Below are 14,852 nucleotides of genomic sequence, written 5' to 3' on the forward strand. Positions count from 1 at the left end.
CGAGGTGAAGCGCCTTGTAGCGTCTTTTGTCTGGAATGGAGAAAACTGGTCGTACCAATTATGCGATTTACACTTTCCCTTTCGCCGGCCTGCCCTTAGGATAGGTCCATTATTTCGCACCCCGAAATAAATGGCCACAAGGGAGGAACCGGGAATGGCTGGCAAGAAAATATTGATGCTCGTTGGCGAGTTCAGCGAGGAGTATGAAATTTTCGTCTTTGAACAGGCCATGCATGCCGTCGGCCACACCGTGCATGTCGTCTGTCCGGACAAGAAGGCGGGCGATATCCTGAAGACCTCGCTGCATGACTTCGAAGGCCACCAGACCTACACGGAAAAGCTCGGCCACGACTACATCCTCAACAAGACGTTTTCCGAGGTGGACCCGGCCCAATACGACGCCGTTTACGCGGCGGGCGGGCGCGGTCCCGAATACATCCGTATCGACAAGCGGGTGCAGGCGCTGGTGCGGCATTTCCACGAGACCGGCAAGCCGATCTTCACCATCTGCCACGGCGTGCAGATCCTGATCGCGGTCGACGGCGTGGTGCGGGGCAGGGAAGTGGCGGCACTGCACTATTGTGAGCCTGAAGTGACGCTGGCCGGCGGCATCTATATCGACGTCGCGCCGACCGGCGCCCATGTCGACGGCAATCTGGTTTCAGCCAAGGGCTGGCCGGGCCTGTCCAACTTCATCCGCGAATGTCTGAAAGTGCTGGGCACCGAGATCCGCCATGGCGAAATCCTGATGCGCGACGAGCGCCAGGCCGCCTGAACGGGACGTTTGCTCCGCCGCCGCGCCATGGCGCGGCGGTCGTCGTTCACACTTTTCCTGAACTTGCCTAGACCGCTGTCCGTGCTTCGCGGAACGACACCAGCTTGCGGCGGTTCTCATCCCACAATGCCAGTTTGACGCAACGCAGGCTGTCGAGCAGCGTGACGCGACCGATGCCACGCAGCTCCGGATAATCCCGCAGCACTTCCTGCAGCCGGTAGCCCGGCACCTTGGCGGAGAGGTGATGGACGTGATGGACGCCGATGTTGCCGGTAAACCAATTCAGCACCGGCGGCAGATCGTAGTAGGACGAGCCATGCAGGGCGGCATGCTGGAATTCCCAGTCGTCATCCTTTGCCCATTCCGTCTCCTCGAACTGGTGCTGCACGTAGAACAGCCATATGCCGGCCGAACCGGCGAGAATGACGATCGGCAGATGGACGACCAGGAAGGCGCCGGGGCCGACGGCCCAGATGAGAATGGCCGCCGCAACCGCGATGGCGAGATTGGTGGTCATGGATGACACCCAGGGTGTCAGGCCGCCGCGCATCATGCCGATGGGCAGCCTTTGCTCGAAGATGAACAGCCAGATCGGCCCCAGGCCGAACATCACGAGGGGATGGCGGTAGAGCCGATAGGCAAGGCGTCCGCGCCAGGACAATTGCCGGTATTCGGCAACGGTCAGCGTCCGGATGTCGCCCATGCCGCGCTCGTCGAGATTGCCGGCACTGGCATGATGCACAGCGTGGGCGCGCCGCCAGCAATCGTAAGGCGTCAGCGTCAGGACGCCGAGCGCACGGCCGATCCAGTCGTCGGCGTAACGATTGGCGAAGAAGGAGCCATGGCCGCAATCGTGCTGGATCATGAAGATCCGCACCAGGAACCCGGCCGCCGGCAGGATCAGGATCAGCCCCCACCAATGGCCGTAGGCATAGGCGGCCGAAGAGAGCGCCCAGAGCGTGGCGAACGGAATGAGGGTGATGGCGAGTTCGATGGCGCTGCGTCGCCGATCCGGCTTCTTGTAGCGCGCCAGAATCTTTAGCCAGGCACGCCTGCTGTTGGCGGCCGCATCGGGGGAAATCATGTTCATCAGGAAGCATAGGCGGGGCTTGTGGCCACCGCAAGGCAACCATCACGCAAAATTACTGTGCGTAATTGTCGCGCGACAGGCGATTTCCAGATGGGCATGCGTCAGTCCGCCCTGAGATTCGAGCACTTGACTTTCGGGTTCACGTCCGTTTTGATACGTATCACTAATACGTATAAGGACATATTTCTTGAAGCGAGCCACGCAAAAGGATGTCGCACGGCTGGCCGGGGTCTCGCAGGCCAGCGTCTCGATGGTGATGAGCGGCGGCGGGTCTCCGGCGCTGTCGTCGGAAACCTGGGAACGGATCACCAAGGCAGCGGTGCAGCTCGGCTATACGCCGAACCGGTTTGCCCAGGCGCTCAAGACCAATCGCACCATGACTATCGCCTGCATCGTGCCCGACATCACCAATCCCTTCTATCCGGCGCTGATGCGCGGCATCCAATCGGTGGCCGAGGACCTCAACTATGACGTGATCGCGGTCAGCACCGATGGCTCCGCCGAGCGCGAGCGGCATTTCCTGGACTGGTCCAGGCAGGGGCGGGTCGACGGCGTGATCGGCGTGTTTTTCACCCTGCGCGCCGGCGACTTCAAGCCGCTGATCGATGCCGGCGTGCCGGTGGTGCGCATCGAATCGAGCAAGAAACGCGGTGGCGACATCGCCATCGACGATATTTTCATCGACAGTTACGCCGCCGCCCTGGCGGTAACACAGTTTCTCATTGGTCGCGGCCATCACCGCATCGCCATGGTCGCTGGTCGGGGCGGGCCTCAGGGCGTGCGGGTCGAGGGCTACCGCACCGCGCTCACCGAGGCCGGTGGCACGCCTCATGTCGTCATAGACGAAGAGTTCAGTGAAACCGGCGGCGCCCGGGCCGCCGAGGCGGTGCTGGCCAGCAGCTACGCCCCGACGGCGATCTTCGCCGCCAATGATCTCATGGCCATCGGTGTGATGCAGGCGCTGCGCGATCGCGGCATCGCTATCCCAGGCGATATCGCCGTCGCCGGCTTCGACGATATTTCGGCGGCACGGCTGGTCACGCCGTCGCTCACCACTGTCGCCCAATTCCAGGGCGACATTGGGGTCAAGGCGGCACAGATCCTGATGGAAAGGCTGCGCGGCTCCAAGCCAGGCGCGGGCACTGCGCTCGAAATGCCCTTCAGCCTGATCGAACGCGGCTCAACCTGAAACCAAGAAACGAGAATATCGGAGGAGAAAACATGGAACGCCGTACACTGCTCAAGACCGGCCTCGGCCTCGCCGCCCTGCCGCTGCTGCCACGCCTTTCCTTTGCCGACGACAAGAAGCCGGTCGGCTTCTGGTATGAATCCGCCTCGCCCGAAAACCAGGACGAGCTCAAGACCCTGTTGGTCGACCCGTTCAATGCGGCGCATCCGCAGGACGATCTTTCGATCGATTTCCGCGGTTCCGACCTCGACAAGCAGCTCCGCATAGCCATGCTCTCGGGTAGTGGCCCGGACGTCGTCTTTACAGCCGGTCCGAGCTATGTCGCGTCAATGGCGCAGGCCGGGCAGTTGTTGCCGCTCGACGATTATGCTGCAAAACTCGGCTGGGACGACCGGCTGCTGCCGCTGTTCATGGAACTGGGCAAATATGAGGGCAAGCTCTACGCACTCGCCAAGACCTACGAGACGCTGGGCCTTTTCTACAACAAGACGCTGTTCGACAAGAACAGCTGGAAGGCGCCCACCACCATCGCTGAGCTCGAGGCGCTCGCCGACGAGATGAAGGGCAAGGGCTTGGTTCCGTTCGGCTCCGGCAATGCCGACTGGCGGCCGGCCAACGAGCATCATGTCTCGATCGTGCTCAATTCGGTGGCTGGCCCCGAGAATGTTTACAAGGCACTGACCGGCGCCATTCCGTGGACGGACGCCTCCATCCTGGCGGCCATCGATAAGCTCGATGAATGGTGGCAGAAGGGCTATTTCGGCCCGAATTACTTCTCGCTGACGCTGGAGCAGGCTTTCGCCCAGGTGGCGACGGGCCAGGCCGGCATGGCGCCGAGCGGAACCTGGAGTTTCACCAACATCCCGACCTATTTCCCGACCAACAACGCCGAGGCGGCTTTCGTTGGCTTTCCGAGCACGAGCGGTCCGCCGGTCTATGCGCTCGGCATCGGCTCGACGCTCTCGATCAACGCGAAATCCGAGAACGCCGACGGTGCGGCTGCGGTGCTCGACTATATGTTCAGCGAAAAATTCTACGGTGACATGAATTCCGTGTGGCAAGGCGAGTGGAACCTGCCTTTGAAAGACCTGTCGGGGGTAAAGCTCTCCGACAAGGTGCTGCCGCTCTACACCGAGGTGATGAAGAACCTGTCGTCGGCTGTCGGCGCCGGCCAGTACGGCTATACGACCTGGACCTTCCTGCCGCCCGCCACCGACACCTATCTCGTCAGCGGCATGGAGGAAGTCTGGCTGAAGAAGACCACCTCAAAAGATTACCTCAAGAAGCTCGACGAAACCTTCCAGCAGGAAAAGGCGGCCGGCAAGGTGCCGGCGGTTCCGAAGCGGGCCTAGGCCGGACGCCGGCAACGCCGCGAACCATCTGAACCAGCTGAAGGAGTGGCGCCCAACCGGCGCCCTCCCAACCCCAGGGCAATCGTCCATGCACCGGCTCTATCTCGTCCCGACGCTGATCATCAATTTCGTCATCGTGCTGGTTCCGGCATTGCTGACGGTCGTCCTGGCGTTCTGCAACTGGGACGGCATTTCGACGCCGACTTTTTCGGGACTGGACAATTTCCGGGCACTGTTTGCCGACGGCGTCTTCTGGTCGGCGCTGACCAACAACATCATCTGGACCGGCATCTTCCTCGTCGTGCCGATCGCCATGGGACTGCTGGCGGCCTCGATGCTTTTAATCGTCAGGCGAGGCAGCAATTTTTTCCAGGTCGTCTACTTCCTGCCCGTGGTCATCGCCACCGTTATCACGGCGCGGGTCTGGCAAGGCATGATCTACAGCCCCGTCACCGGCGTGTTCGGCCTGCTGGCCCGCATGGGCATGCCGGTGGCCAACCCGCTGGCGCAGCCATCGACGGCACTGTTCGGCGTCGCGACCGTCGACCTCTGGCACTGGTGGGGATTTCTGTGCGTCATTTTCTTCGCGGCACTGCGGCAGGTGCCGCAGGAGCACATCGAGGCGGCGCGCATCGAGGGCGCCAGCTACGGGCAGATGATGCGTTATGTGCTTTTGCCCGCAATTCGACCGACCATCATGCTGATGTTGATCATGACGGTGATCTGGAGCTTCCTTGCCTTCGACTTCGTTTACATCCTGACCCAGGGTGGCCCGGCGTTTTCGAGTGAGGTGCTGTCGACGCTGGCCTACCGCCATGCCTTCTACGACCTCAATGTCGGCCAGGCAGCCGCGGCGGCGCTGGTCATCAGCCTGTTCGGCCTCGTCGGCACGTTCTTCTACGTGCGCCTGCAGACGCAGGAGGGCGAGCAATGAGAATGGTCGAAAGCCGGACCACTCTGACGATCTCCTACATCGTGCTCGGCATCGGTGCATTCATTGCGCTGTTTCCGATCGCCTTGCTGGTGCTCAATTCTTTGAAGCCGGCAGCGCAGATCGTGCAAAGCCCGCTGTCACTGCCAAACCCCATCCGCTGGGAGAACTTCGTCAACGCCTGGAAACACGCCAAGTTTTCGACAACCTTCGTCAATTCATTGCTGCTTTCCGGCACGACGATCGTTCTCGTCTGCTCGACGTCCTCGCTGTCGGCCTATGTGCTGGCGCGCAAGAAAATCGCGTCGTGGAAGATCTGGACATTCTACCTGCTGGCGACGACCACGGCGCCGATCCAGCTTTATATCTTCCCGCTCTATTTCGGCTACGCCAAGCTCGGACTGATCAACAACGTCTTTGGCGTCGCGCTGATCTACACCGCGCTCTACAGCCCGTTCGCGGTGATGTTGCTGAGGACGTATTTCATCGCCGTGCCAAAGGAGCTCGAGGAAGCCGCGCTGATCGATGGCGCCACCCACTGGCAGGTGTTTTCCAAGGTCATGCTGCCGATCGTGTCGCCCGGCATCCTGACGGTGGCGCTGATCATCGGGCTCAATTCCTGGAACGAATTCCTGATCGCCGCGACCTTCCTACAGAAGGCGGACAAGGTCACCGCGGTGATCGGCTTCTACCTGCTCAGCGGACAATACAGTTCCGACTGGGGAGAGATCATGGCGGCGGCGCTGATCATCGTGGTGCCGGTGGTGGTGCTGTTTGTCGCCATGCAGAAACGGTTCATCGAAGGCATGGCGGGCGGCTCGGTAAAGGGCTGAAATCTTTCGACTATCTGGAGCAGAACATGCAGATTCCAAACGACTATCTGGAACGGGTCTATGCCGGCGTGCTTGGCAAGCTGGTGGGCGTCTATCTCGGCCGGCCGTTCGAGGGCTGGACCTACCAGAAGATCATGAAGGAGCTCGGGCCGATCGACTATTACGTACATGAGCGCCTGAACCAACCACTGGTGGTGACCGACGACGATGTCGCCGGCACCTTTACCTTCATCCGCGCGCTCGAGGATTACGGCATCTCGTCCGATTTGCCGGCCGAGGCCATAGGCAAGGCGTGGCTCAACTACATCGTCGAGGAACGCTCTATCCTGTGGTGGGGCGGCAGCGGCAATTCGACCGAGCATACCGCGTGGCTCAACCTCAAGAAGGGCATCCCGGCGCCGCATTCGGGTTCCATCGCCACCAACGGTCTGACGGTCGCCGAGCAGATCGGCGCACAGATATTCATCGATGGCTGGGCAATGGTTGCGCCGGGGCAGCCGGAGCTGGCGGCAAAGCTTGCCGAGCAGGCCGGCAAGGTTTCGCACGATGGCCAATCCGTCCATGCGGCGATGCTGTGGGCGGCGATGGAGGCTGAAGCCTTCGTGTCTGACGACATCGACCACCTCATCGATACCGGCCTGTCGGTCATCCCGCGTGATAGCCTGATCGCAAAGCTGATCGCCGACATCCGCGGTTGGGTGAAAGAATATCCCGACTGGCACGACACACGGCAGAAGATCGAGGATAAATACGGCTACGACAAATACCCGGGCAACTGCCACGTCGTGCCGAATCACGCGCTGATGGTGATGGCCGTGCTCTATGCGCCCAACGATTTCCAGAAGGCGCAGATGATCGTCAACACCTCCGGCTGGGACACCGACTGCAATGCCGGCAATGTCGGCTGCCTGATCGCCCTGATGCTCGGCCTCGACGGGATCGAGGCCGGCCCGGACTGGCGTGGGCCAATCGCCGACCGCCTGCTGATCTCCTCGGCCGATGGTGGCAACTCGATCAACGACGCGGTGCGCACGGCCTACTACATCGCCAACCTCGGCATGGCGCTCGCCGGCGGAAAGCCGCTCGATGCGCCGAAGGGCGGCGCGCAGTTTCACTTCTCGCTGTCTGGCAGCCAGCAAGGCTTTCGGCCGGTGGAGGGGCACGGCTCCGCCAATGGCGTTCGCGTCGGCAATGTCGAGTTCGAGAACGCCCGTGCCCTGACCATAAACTACGAGGCACTGGCACCCGGCCTGACTGCCGCCGTCACGACGCCGACATTCTCGCCGCGCGAGGTGCTGTCGATGCGCACCTACGATCTGATGGCGACGCCGCTGGTCTATCCGGGGCAAGTGGTCCAGGCACGCGTCGTCGCCGATCGGCACAACAAGGGCGCGGTGTCGGTTCGGCTGCGCATCCGCGCTTATGATGGCGATGACCATCTGCGCGACATTGACGGCGATGCGATCACCTTGAATGCCGGTGAGGACCGCACGCTTTCATGGCGAATGCCGGACCTGGATGGCCAGCCGATCGCCGAGATCGGTGTCGTACTCGCCAGTGACGGCAAGCGCGCCGACGGCCGCGTGCTGCTCGACTATCTCAGATGGGATGGCGCACCGGAACTGACGCTGCATCGCCCCGCCGGCGACAGCGATTTCTGGCGCATGGCCTGGGTCAACGGCGTCAGCTTCTTTTCCAAACGCTATCCGCCCAGTTTCCGCATTTCGCAAAGCCGTGACGAGGGCATCGTTATTCACGGCACGCGGCAATGGACCGATTACAAAGTCTCAAGCGACATCGTCATTCACCTTGGCAATTATGGCGGCGTCTGCGCGCGCGTCCAGGGACTGCGGCGCTACTATGCCGTGCGTGCCACCCGCAGCGGAAAGCTGCAGATCGTCCGCACAAGGGACATGGACACGCTCGTTCTAGCCGAGACCGATTTCGATCTCGTCTTCGAAAAGACCATTCCGGTGACGCTGACCGTAAAGGGTACGCGCATAGCTGCGCTCTTCGGCGGTGTGTCGCTCGAGGCGCAGGACATCAGTGCGGAGGCGTTCACCAACGGCGGCATCGGATTGCTGATCGCGGAAGGTGCCCTGTCTACCGACAAGATACATGTGAGCGGGACCTGAACGTCTCGCCTCACCAATCCCAGGAAGATCCCGATGGCTTCAGTCGAAATCGCCAACGTCCTCAAATCCTACGCCGGGCATGAGGTGTTGCATGGCGTCTCGGTCAAGATTCCGGACGGTCAGTTCGTGGTGCTGGTCGGTCCGTCGGGCTGCGGAAAGTCCACACTGCTGCGCATGATCGCCGGACTGGAGGACATTTCGGGCGGAACGATCAGCATTGGCGACAAGGTCGTCAACGACCTGCCGCCGAAGCAACGCGACATCTCCATGGTGTTCCAGAATTATGCGCTCTACCCGCACATGACGGTCGCCGAAAACATGGCGTTCTCGATGACGCTTGCCAAAGCGCCAAAGGCGGAAAAGGCCGAGCGGGTGGCAAAGGCCGCGGAAATCCTGGGCCTGACGCTGCTGCTCGACCGCTATCCGCGGCAGCTGTCGGGTGGCCAGAGGCAGCGTGTCGCCATGGGACGCTCGATCGTGCGCAATCCGCAGGTCTTCTTGTTTGATGAACCGCTGTCGAACCTCGACGCCAAATTGCGCGTGGCAATGCGCGCCGAGATCAAGGCATTGCATCAGCGCCTGCGCACCACCACCGTCTATGTGACGCACGATCAGGTCGAAGCCATGACCATGGCCGACCAGATCGTCGTGTTGAACAATGGGCGGGTTGAGCAGATCGGCAGTCCGCTCGATCTCTACGATCGTCCGGTCAACGTGTTTGTCGCCACCTTTATCGGTTCGCCGTCGATGAACATCATCAACGGCGTGGTCGCAAACCACAACGGCATGCCGGTGGTGCGAACAAGAGACGGAACCTTGCTGCCGGCCGGTTCACGCTTCAACGCGGTGGACGGAAAGATGGTCCAGTACGGATTCCGGCCCGAGCATTTGAGTGTCGTTGCCCCTGACAAGGGAATTGCGGCATTGATCGGCGTGGTTGAACCGATGGGGTCAGAAACCCAGGTTCATCTGACGATCGGCGGTGAACCGGCGGTCGCCGTGTTTCGCGACAGAATCAGCGCCCGCCCCGGCGAGACGCTCTTTGTCGAGCCTGACATCGCCAAGGTGAGCCTGTTCGACGCCGAGACCGGCATGGCGCTGGATGTTTAAGCCGAATTGGTGGACGGTTATCGCTGTCCGCCACCGCCCGTACTGCTTTCCAGCCGATCGAGATGCTCAAGCAACTCCCTGAAGCGATTGGGAATGTCGGCTTCGGCACGAAAAGCCGGCAAGGTGCGCAGAAAGCGCGTCATCGCCTCGGCGCCAAACTGGCGCCTGACTTCGGTGGCGAGCTTTTCTCCCTTTTCAGCCTTGTCGCGGGTCATCGTTTCAAAATCCTTTGTCGGTTCCGAAACTCCTCCAGCAAGGGAATGGTTCCCGCATCACGCTTCTGTGGCAAGCCAAGCCGGCAAATACGGTAAAATTTGAATTAAAATCGAAGGAGTGTCATTGATCACCGTATGGACCCCCGAAGGTCCTCCCGGTGCCTTACCCCTTGATTTTTGGCTGCCAAACCTCGATATCGGGCACAAAATCCACACCATTCGAGATGACGGGAAACGGCGATGAGCGACCAGGCAAAAGACGAACGCGCGCCCAGTGAAGCCGAGGCGGCCGAGGCCAATGCCGAGCGCACGGAAGGCAGCATCGACGGCGACTATGAAGCGCTTGTGCGACTGCTGAAGGAAAATGAAGAGTTGAAGGACCGCGCGCTGCGCGTCGCGGCCGAGATGGAGAACCTGCGCCGCCGCACCGCGCGCGACGTGCACGACGCCCGCACCTATGCGGTTGCGAATTTCGCTCGCGACATGCTGTCGGTGTCGGACAATCTGCGCCGGGCGCTGGACGCCATACCCGCCGAGGCCAAGGCGTCGGGCGACGCCGGCTTCAAGGCGCTGATCGAAGGCGTCGACCTGACCGAGCGTGCCATGCTGTCGGCGCTGGAACGGCACGGGGTCAAGAAGCTTACTCCCGAAGGCGAGAAGTTCGATCCCAATTTCCACCAGGCGATGTTCGAAGTGCCCAATCCCGATGTCCCGGCCAACACGGTGGTCCAGGTCGTGCAGCCGGGCTATTCGATCGGCGAGCGGGTGCTGCGTCCGGCCATGGTCGGCGTCGCCAAGGGCGGCCCGAAAATTGCCGCCGAGGCGCCGGTCGAGCCGGGGCCGGTGAATGACGAGGCGGAGAGGGATGCGTAGTTAGGGATTAGGCAGTAGGGCGGTAGGAGGATAGGGGGCGTCCCAACCCCTCCGGCTTCGTGTTAAACATACTGCCTTACTGCCCTATTCCCTTACTGCCTTGGCCTTCCATGCATCCCATCGCCCTTCTCGACTATGCCGGCGTCGCCGTTTTTGCGGCGACCGGGGCGTTGGCTGCTTCGCGCAAACAGCTCGACATTATCGGTTTCCTGTTCCTGGCCAGCGTCACCGGCATTGGCGGCGGCACGTTTCGCGACCTCATCCTCAACGTGCCGGTCTTCTGGGTGGGAAACCGCGACTATGTGCTGATCTGCGCTGTCGTGGCGGTTCTGGTCTTCTTCACCGCGCACCGCGTCGATCCCGCTACAAGCTGCTGCTGTGGCTCGACGCCATCGGGCTGGCCGCCTTTTCGGTGATGGGCGCGGCAAAGGGCCTGGCTATCACCGGTTCGCCGGTGGTTTCGATCATCACCGGCATGCTGACGGCAACCTTCGGCGGCATATTGCGCGATCTCTTGGCCGGCGAGCCGTCGGTGCTGCTGAGACCGGAGATCTATGTGACGGCCGCTCTGGCGGGCGCCGCGATCTTCACACTGGGCGACGTCGCCGGATTGCCGCAGATCGTCTCGGGGTTGGCCGGCTTCGTCGTGGCGCTCGCCGTGCGCGGCGGCGCGCTGCGTTTCGGCTGGTCGTTTCCGTCCTACAAGAGCCGGCCGGGAAGGCGGCCGGAAGATATTCCGTAAGAGAGGGATTAGGGGGTAGGGATTAGTCAGTAGGCAAAAAGCACGAATCGCAACGTCTTCACTACTGCCTACTGCCTACTGCCTACTGCCTACTGCCTACTGCCTTCACGCCGCGAAACGCTGCGCTTCCCCGCCATAGTAGTTGACGTAGCGGGCGCCGATCTCCTTGACCGGCATCACCACGAAGACGTCGACGGTCGAGAATTCGCGGTCGATGACGCAGCCGTCGCCGATGCGGGCGCCGACCCTCAGATAGCCCTTGACCAGGGGCGGCATCGCCGCGATCGCCGCCTTGGCATTGACCGCCTCGATCGGCATCAAATCCATGGAGCAGTACCGATCGGAAACCGCGCGCACGTCCCAGGCGGAGTTGGTACGGCAGTGATGGGCAAGATAGGTGAGCGCCTCCGCGTGAGCGGCCGGCACGGTGCCGTGGAAAGAGGCGCAGCCGGTCATCACGCCGATTTCGTAGTGGTTGATGTACGCCCAGATGCCTTGCCACAGCGCCTCGATGGTACGCTTCGAACGGTATTGCGGCAAAACGCAGGAGCGGCCGAGTTCGAGAAAACGCTGGCCGGGGTGACGGGCGATGAGCTTGGTCAGCTCGAACTCGCCTTCGGAATAGAAGCCGCCGGCGGTGGCCGCGATTTCTTGCCGCAGCAGGCGATAGGTACCGACGATACGGCGATGTTCGGGGCCGGAAAGCGTCGTATCCAGCACCAGAAGATGGTCGCAGAGCGGATCGAACCGATCGGCGTCGCGACGGTCCTGCGCCTGGAACAGGTCCTTCCTGGCGCCAAGCTCGTCGTAAAATACGCGGTAGCGCACTTCCTGCGCGGCCGCGATCTCGGCCTCGTTGCGGGCGAGCCGCACTTCGAGATTGCCGATACGGCCGAGTGCTGCGCCTTTTATGACGGAATCGACGTTACGTCCGGCAAGCAAGGCGCTGCTGGCGTTTGGCCGAGTGTCACATTCCGGCATAACTGTATGCACGAGTGATTCTCCTTCGAGCCATCCCTCTTGGCACGGGGATACGGTGTAGGTGCAACAGGATTGTGACAGTACCGTGATACGGCGTCGCGGGCAATACTTCGTCGGCTGGCGAAAACGGTCAACCGGCTACGTTAGGTGAGGAAACATGAAGCCCGTCGCGTTTGCGCGAGCCCAGGCAACGCGCGTCAGGTCCTTGTTTTCATGCATGTCGTCGTCGCAAAAACGGAGTCACTTTCGCGCGAAATGCACTAGCCGCGCGCCGGAAAAAACCTGTTCAAGCGGCGACCTGGCCCTCGACGGCGCTGACAAGCGCATCGGGGTCGAGCGGCTTGGTGACGAAGCCGCTGGCGCCGTGGGCGAGCACCGTATGGCGGGTTTTTCCTGGCTGTCGGCCGACAGCACCATGATCGGCACGGGCGCCGCCGATGTTTCCTCTTCATGGCGGCGGATCGCGGCAATGGCGTCCAACCCGTCCATGACCGGCATATGCAGGTCCATCAGCACCACGTCGAAGCGGTGCTTGTGCCCGGCGCTGGTGACGGCCTCGACGGCGGCCTTGCCATTGCCGACCACCTTGACGCGGTGCCCCGCCTTCAACAGCGTGGCGCGAGCCAGCATGGCATTGATGTCGTTGTCTTCGGCGATCAGCACGGACAGGCCCTGCTGGCGGTCGCTTGAGGCGCGAAGTGCCGGAGTGCGGCGCTTTTCCGGCTGCGGCTGGGCAAGGGCCGGCGCATGGCTGGTTAAAAGGACACGCAAAAGTGTTCCCCCGCGCACCGGCCGGGCCAGGAAGGTCGCGTAGCCGCTGGCTCGGAATTCGCCAAGCATGCCGCGGTCGGTCGGCGCGATCAGCGTGATGGCTTCGCAATCGGAAAAGCCGCTTTGGCGCAACCGCTTGAGCAGCCTGCCGTCACTCTCCTCCATGGCCGCGTCGACCAGAAGCGCGTCGCAGCCCTCGGCCAGGGGGGCGGCCTGCGCCACGGTGGTGGCGATACCGGCCGTGCCGCCATTGGCGCGGATGGTGCGGGCGATGGCGTCGGCCTCGACGGCGTTCCTCGACAGGATCACCGCGCGTCTGCCGGCAAGCACGTTCTGCCGGCCCTGTGGCGCCCCCGTGGCCTCCGTGGCTGGGATTTCGAAGACGAATTCCGACCCCTGGCCAAGCCGGCTGGAGACCGAAATCGTGCCGCCCATGGCAGCCACCAGGCGCCTGGAGATGGCAAGCCCCAGCCCCGCCCCGCCATGTGCGCGCGTCGAGGTGCCGTCGGCCTGCTCGAACTCTTCGAAGATCCGCTCCATGTCCTCGTCGCGCAGGCCGGGACCGGTGTCGGTGATGGTGAAGCAGATGCGGTCGCTGCTCTCGGTGCGGGCGCGCGCGACGCTGACCAGCACACCGCCGCTGTCGGTGAACTTGATGGCGTTGCCGATGAGGTTGAGCAGCACCTGCCTGACCCGGCCAGGATCGGCGGTGATCAATTGCGGTACATCCGGTTCGACGTGGCAGCCGAGGCCAATATCCTTGGCGAAGGCGCGCGCGGCCAGCAATTCGATGATGTTGTCGGCGATCTCGCGCACCGACATCGGCTGCGGCTCCGGATCGAAGCGGCCGGCCTCGATCTTGGAATAGTCGAGCAGATCCTCGATCAAGGCGAGCAAGGCGCTGGCAGAGGTCGAGACGGCGCCGACATAGGTCTGCTGTTCCGGCGACAGGCTGGTGTCGGCCAAAAGCCTGGCCATGCCCATGATGCCGTTCATCGGCGTGCGGATTTCATGGCTGACGGTGGCGAGGAAGCGCGACTTGGCCTGGCTTGCATATCGGCCCGCTCGCGCGCGGTGATCAGCGAGGATTCTGCGCGCTTGCGGGCAGTGATATCGCGGGCGATGGCGCGATGCGAAACCGCGCCGCTATCCTTGTCGCGCACCGACAATTCGATCCAGGAGAACCAGCGCGAGCCGCTCGGCGTGCGGATGGCGACGTCGGTGGAACTCAGGCACTCATGGTCGGAAAAGGCGGCGTCGGGCACGATGCCGACCTCGATGCCGAGTTCGGCAAGGGTCTTGCCGGCAAGGTCGCGCTGATCGGTTTCGACCAGATCGGCGAACACCTTGTTGGCATAGACGATGTAGCCGTCGCGGTCGCGATGGATGACGAGATCGCCAAGCGCGTCGATGAGGCCGCGAAAGCGCTCCTCGCTTTCCTGCATTTCCCACATGCGGTCGGCCAGCGTCTCGATCTCGGCGCGGCTGCGGGCGGTGGTCTCGTCCAGCAGCACCACGGTGCGGTGGACGCTGCGTCTGGCATGCAGGTGCATTCCAAGGCCGGCGAGGCCGGTTGCCAGCAATGCGAGGCTGATGAAGATCGGCGCCCCGGTCAGATGCGCGAGGCCCGCCAGTATGATGATGGCAACGAAGGTCAGCAGCGGCAGGCTTTCCCGCCTGGCCAATTGCTGCTCCGGCACCAGCGGCGGCGGCGCAGCGATGAACCGCCGCGCCGGTGCGGCAAACGCATCGACGTCGTCGCCTTTGTCCACCTGCTGGCTGTCGGATTCCGCGATCATGCGAAATCCTTGCCAGACAGAGATTATGGAAAATTGCGGCGGATCGTTCGAATTTT

General features: G+C 62.4%; 11 protein-coding genes and 2 pseudogenes. 9 read left to right on the forward strand and 4 right to left on the reverse strand.

All coding sequences use genetic code 11. The annotated features are described in order from the left end of the window. Positions 1–154: 154 nt before the first annotated feature. A complete protein-coding gene (locus AC0V7N_RS10980) occupies positions 155–775 on the forward strand; it encodes a DJ-1/PfpI family protein (RefSeq protein WP_475457312.1) in 621 nt (206 codons plus the stop codon). Between the two features lie 67 nt (positions 776–842). On the opposite strand, the gene AC0V7N_RS10985 is transcribed toward AC0V7N_RS10980, so the two are convergent. After that, complete coding sequence (locus tag AC0V7N_RS10985) at positions 843–1,865, reverse strand: fatty acid desaturase (RefSeq protein ID WP_475457314.1); 1,023 nt, start codon at positions 1,863–1,865, stop codon at positions 843–845. A gap of 187 nt (positions 1,866–2,052) precedes the next feature. Here AC0V7N_RS10985 and AC0V7N_RS10990 point away from each other — a divergent pair, with 187 nt between their 5' ends. From AC0V7N_RS10990 to AC0V7N_RS11015, 6 genes are all read left to right on the forward strand, one after another. Next, a complete protein-coding gene (locus AC0V7N_RS10990; RefSeq protein WP_475457316.1) occupies positions 2,053–3,054 on the forward strand; it encodes a LacI family DNA-binding transcriptional regulator in 1,002 nt (333 codons plus the stop codon). 32 nt (positions 3,055–3,086) lie between these two features. After that, positions 3,087–4,406, forward strand: coding sequence for an ABC transporter substrate-binding protein (locus AC0V7N_RS10995; RefSeq protein WP_475457318.1), 1,320 nt, complete (start codon positions 3,087–3,089; stop codon positions 4,404–4,406). Positions 4,407–4,494: 88 nt separating this feature from the next. Continuing rightward, positions 4,495–5,340 (forward strand): carbohydrate ABC transporter permease, encoded by an 846-nt coding sequence (locus AC0V7N_RS11000; RefSeq protein WP_475457319.1) that lies wholly within the window; start codon positions 4,495–4,497, stop codon positions 5,338–5,340. Next, positions 5,337–6,170 carry a carbohydrate ABC transporter permease gene (locus AC0V7N_RS11005; protein ID WP_475457321.1) on the forward strand — a complete coding sequence of 278 codons (834 nt, stop codon included), beginning with the start codon at positions 5,337–5,339 and terminating at the stop codon, positions 6,168–6,170. The genes AC0V7N_RS11000 and AC0V7N_RS11005 overlap by 4 nt, the downstream gene beginning before the upstream one ends. Positions 6,171–6,196: 26 nt before the next feature. Then, positions 6,197–8,305 carry an ADP-ribosylglycohydrolase family protein gene (locus tag AC0V7N_RS11010; protein WP_475457323.1) on the forward strand — a complete coding sequence of 703 codons (2,109 nt, stop codon included), beginning with the start codon at positions 6,197–6,199 and terminating at the stop codon, positions 8,303–8,305. Between the two features lie 33 nt (positions 8,306–8,338). Next, on the forward strand, positions 8,339–9,415 hold the full coding sequence (locus tag AC0V7N_RS11015) for a sn-glycerol-3-phosphate ABC transporter ATP-binding protein UgpC (RefSeq protein WP_496627828.1): 1,077 nt from the start codon (positions 8,339–8,341) through the stop codon (positions 9,413–9,415). 17 nt (positions 9,416–9,432) lie between these two features. Here AC0V7N_RS11015 and AC0V7N_RS11020 read toward each other — a convergent pair whose 3' ends face one another. Next, the gene (locus AC0V7N_RS11020) at positions 9,433–9,630 is read right to left on the reverse strand and encodes a hypothetical protein (protein WP_475457325.1); all 198 of its coding nucleotides are present in this window, start codon (positions 9,628–9,630) and stop codon (positions 9,433–9,435) included. 240 nt (positions 9,631–9,870) lie between these two features. On the opposite strand from AC0V7N_RS11020, the gene grpE reads away from it, so the two are divergent. Both grpE and AC0V7N_RS11030 read left to right on the forward strand, forming a co-directional pair. Further along, entirely contained in the window at positions 9,871–10,503 is a 633-nt protein-coding gene (gene grpE, locus AC0V7N_RS11025) for a nucleotide exchange factor GrpE (RefSeq protein WP_475457327.1), read from the forward strand. Between the two features lie 110 nt (positions 10,504–10,613). Next, positions 10,614–11,245, forward strand: a pseudogene (locus AC0V7N_RS11030) (trimeric intracellular cation channel family protein). 105 nt (positions 11,246–11,350) lie between these two features. On the opposite strand, the gene olsB reads toward AC0V7N_RS11030, so the two are convergent. Together olsB and AC0V7N_RS11040 are read right to left on the reverse strand one after the other, a co-directional pair. Then, positions 11,351–12,226, reverse strand: a complete 876-nt coding sequence (gene olsB / locus AC0V7N_RS11035) for a l-ornithine N(alpha)-acyltransferase (RefSeq protein ID WP_056577807.1) — start codon at positions 12,224–12,226, stop codon at positions 11,351–11,353. Between the two features lie 286 nt (positions 12,227–12,512). Further along, positions 12,513–14,796: pseudogene (locus tag AC0V7N_RS11040) on the reverse strand (hybrid sensor histidine kinase/response regulator). Positions 14,797–14,852: the final 56 nt, after the last annotated feature.

It is taken from the genome of Mesorhizobium kamtschaticum (genome assembly GCF_056174585.1).

Coding starts and splice junctions, on each gene's coding strand:
- olsB (WP_056577807.1), bottom strand. CDS start 12,226: ATGCCGGAATGTGACACTCGGCCAAACGCCAGCAGCGCCTTGCTTGCC.
- AC0V7N_RS11020 (WP_475457325.1), bottom strand. CDS start 9,630: ATGACCCGCGACAAGGCTGAAAAGGGAGAAAAGCTCGCCACCGAAGTC.
- grpE (WP_475457327.1), top strand. CDS start 9,871: ATGAGCGACCAGGCAAAAGACGAACGCGCGCCCAGTGAAGCCGAGGCG.
- AC0V7N_RS10980 (WP_475457312.1), top strand. CDS start 155: ATGGCTGGCAAGAAAATATTGATGCTCGTTGGCGAGTTCAGCGAGGAG.
- AC0V7N_RS11000 (WP_475457319.1), top strand. CDS start 4,495: ATGCACCGGCTCTATCTCGTCCCGACGCTGATCATCAATTTCGTCATC.
- AC0V7N_RS10985 (WP_475457314.1), bottom strand. CDS start 1,865: ATGAACATGATTTCCCCCGATGCGGCCGCCAACAGCAGGCGTGCCTGG.
- AC0V7N_RS10995 (WP_475457318.1), top strand. CDS start 3,087: ATGGAACGCCGTACACTGCTCAAGACCGGCCTCGGCCTCGCCGCCCTG.
- AC0V7N_RS11005 (WP_475457321.1), top strand. CDS start 5,337: ATGAGAATGGTCGAAAGCCGGACCACTCTGACGATCTCCTACATCGTG.
- AC0V7N_RS11015 (WP_496627828.1), top strand. CDS start 8,339: ATGGCTTCAGTCGAAATCGCCAACGTCCTCAAATCCTACGCCGGGCAT.
- AC0V7N_RS11010 (WP_475457323.1), top strand. CDS start 6,197: ATGCAGATTCCAAACGACTATCTGGAACGGGTCTATGCCGGCGTGCTT.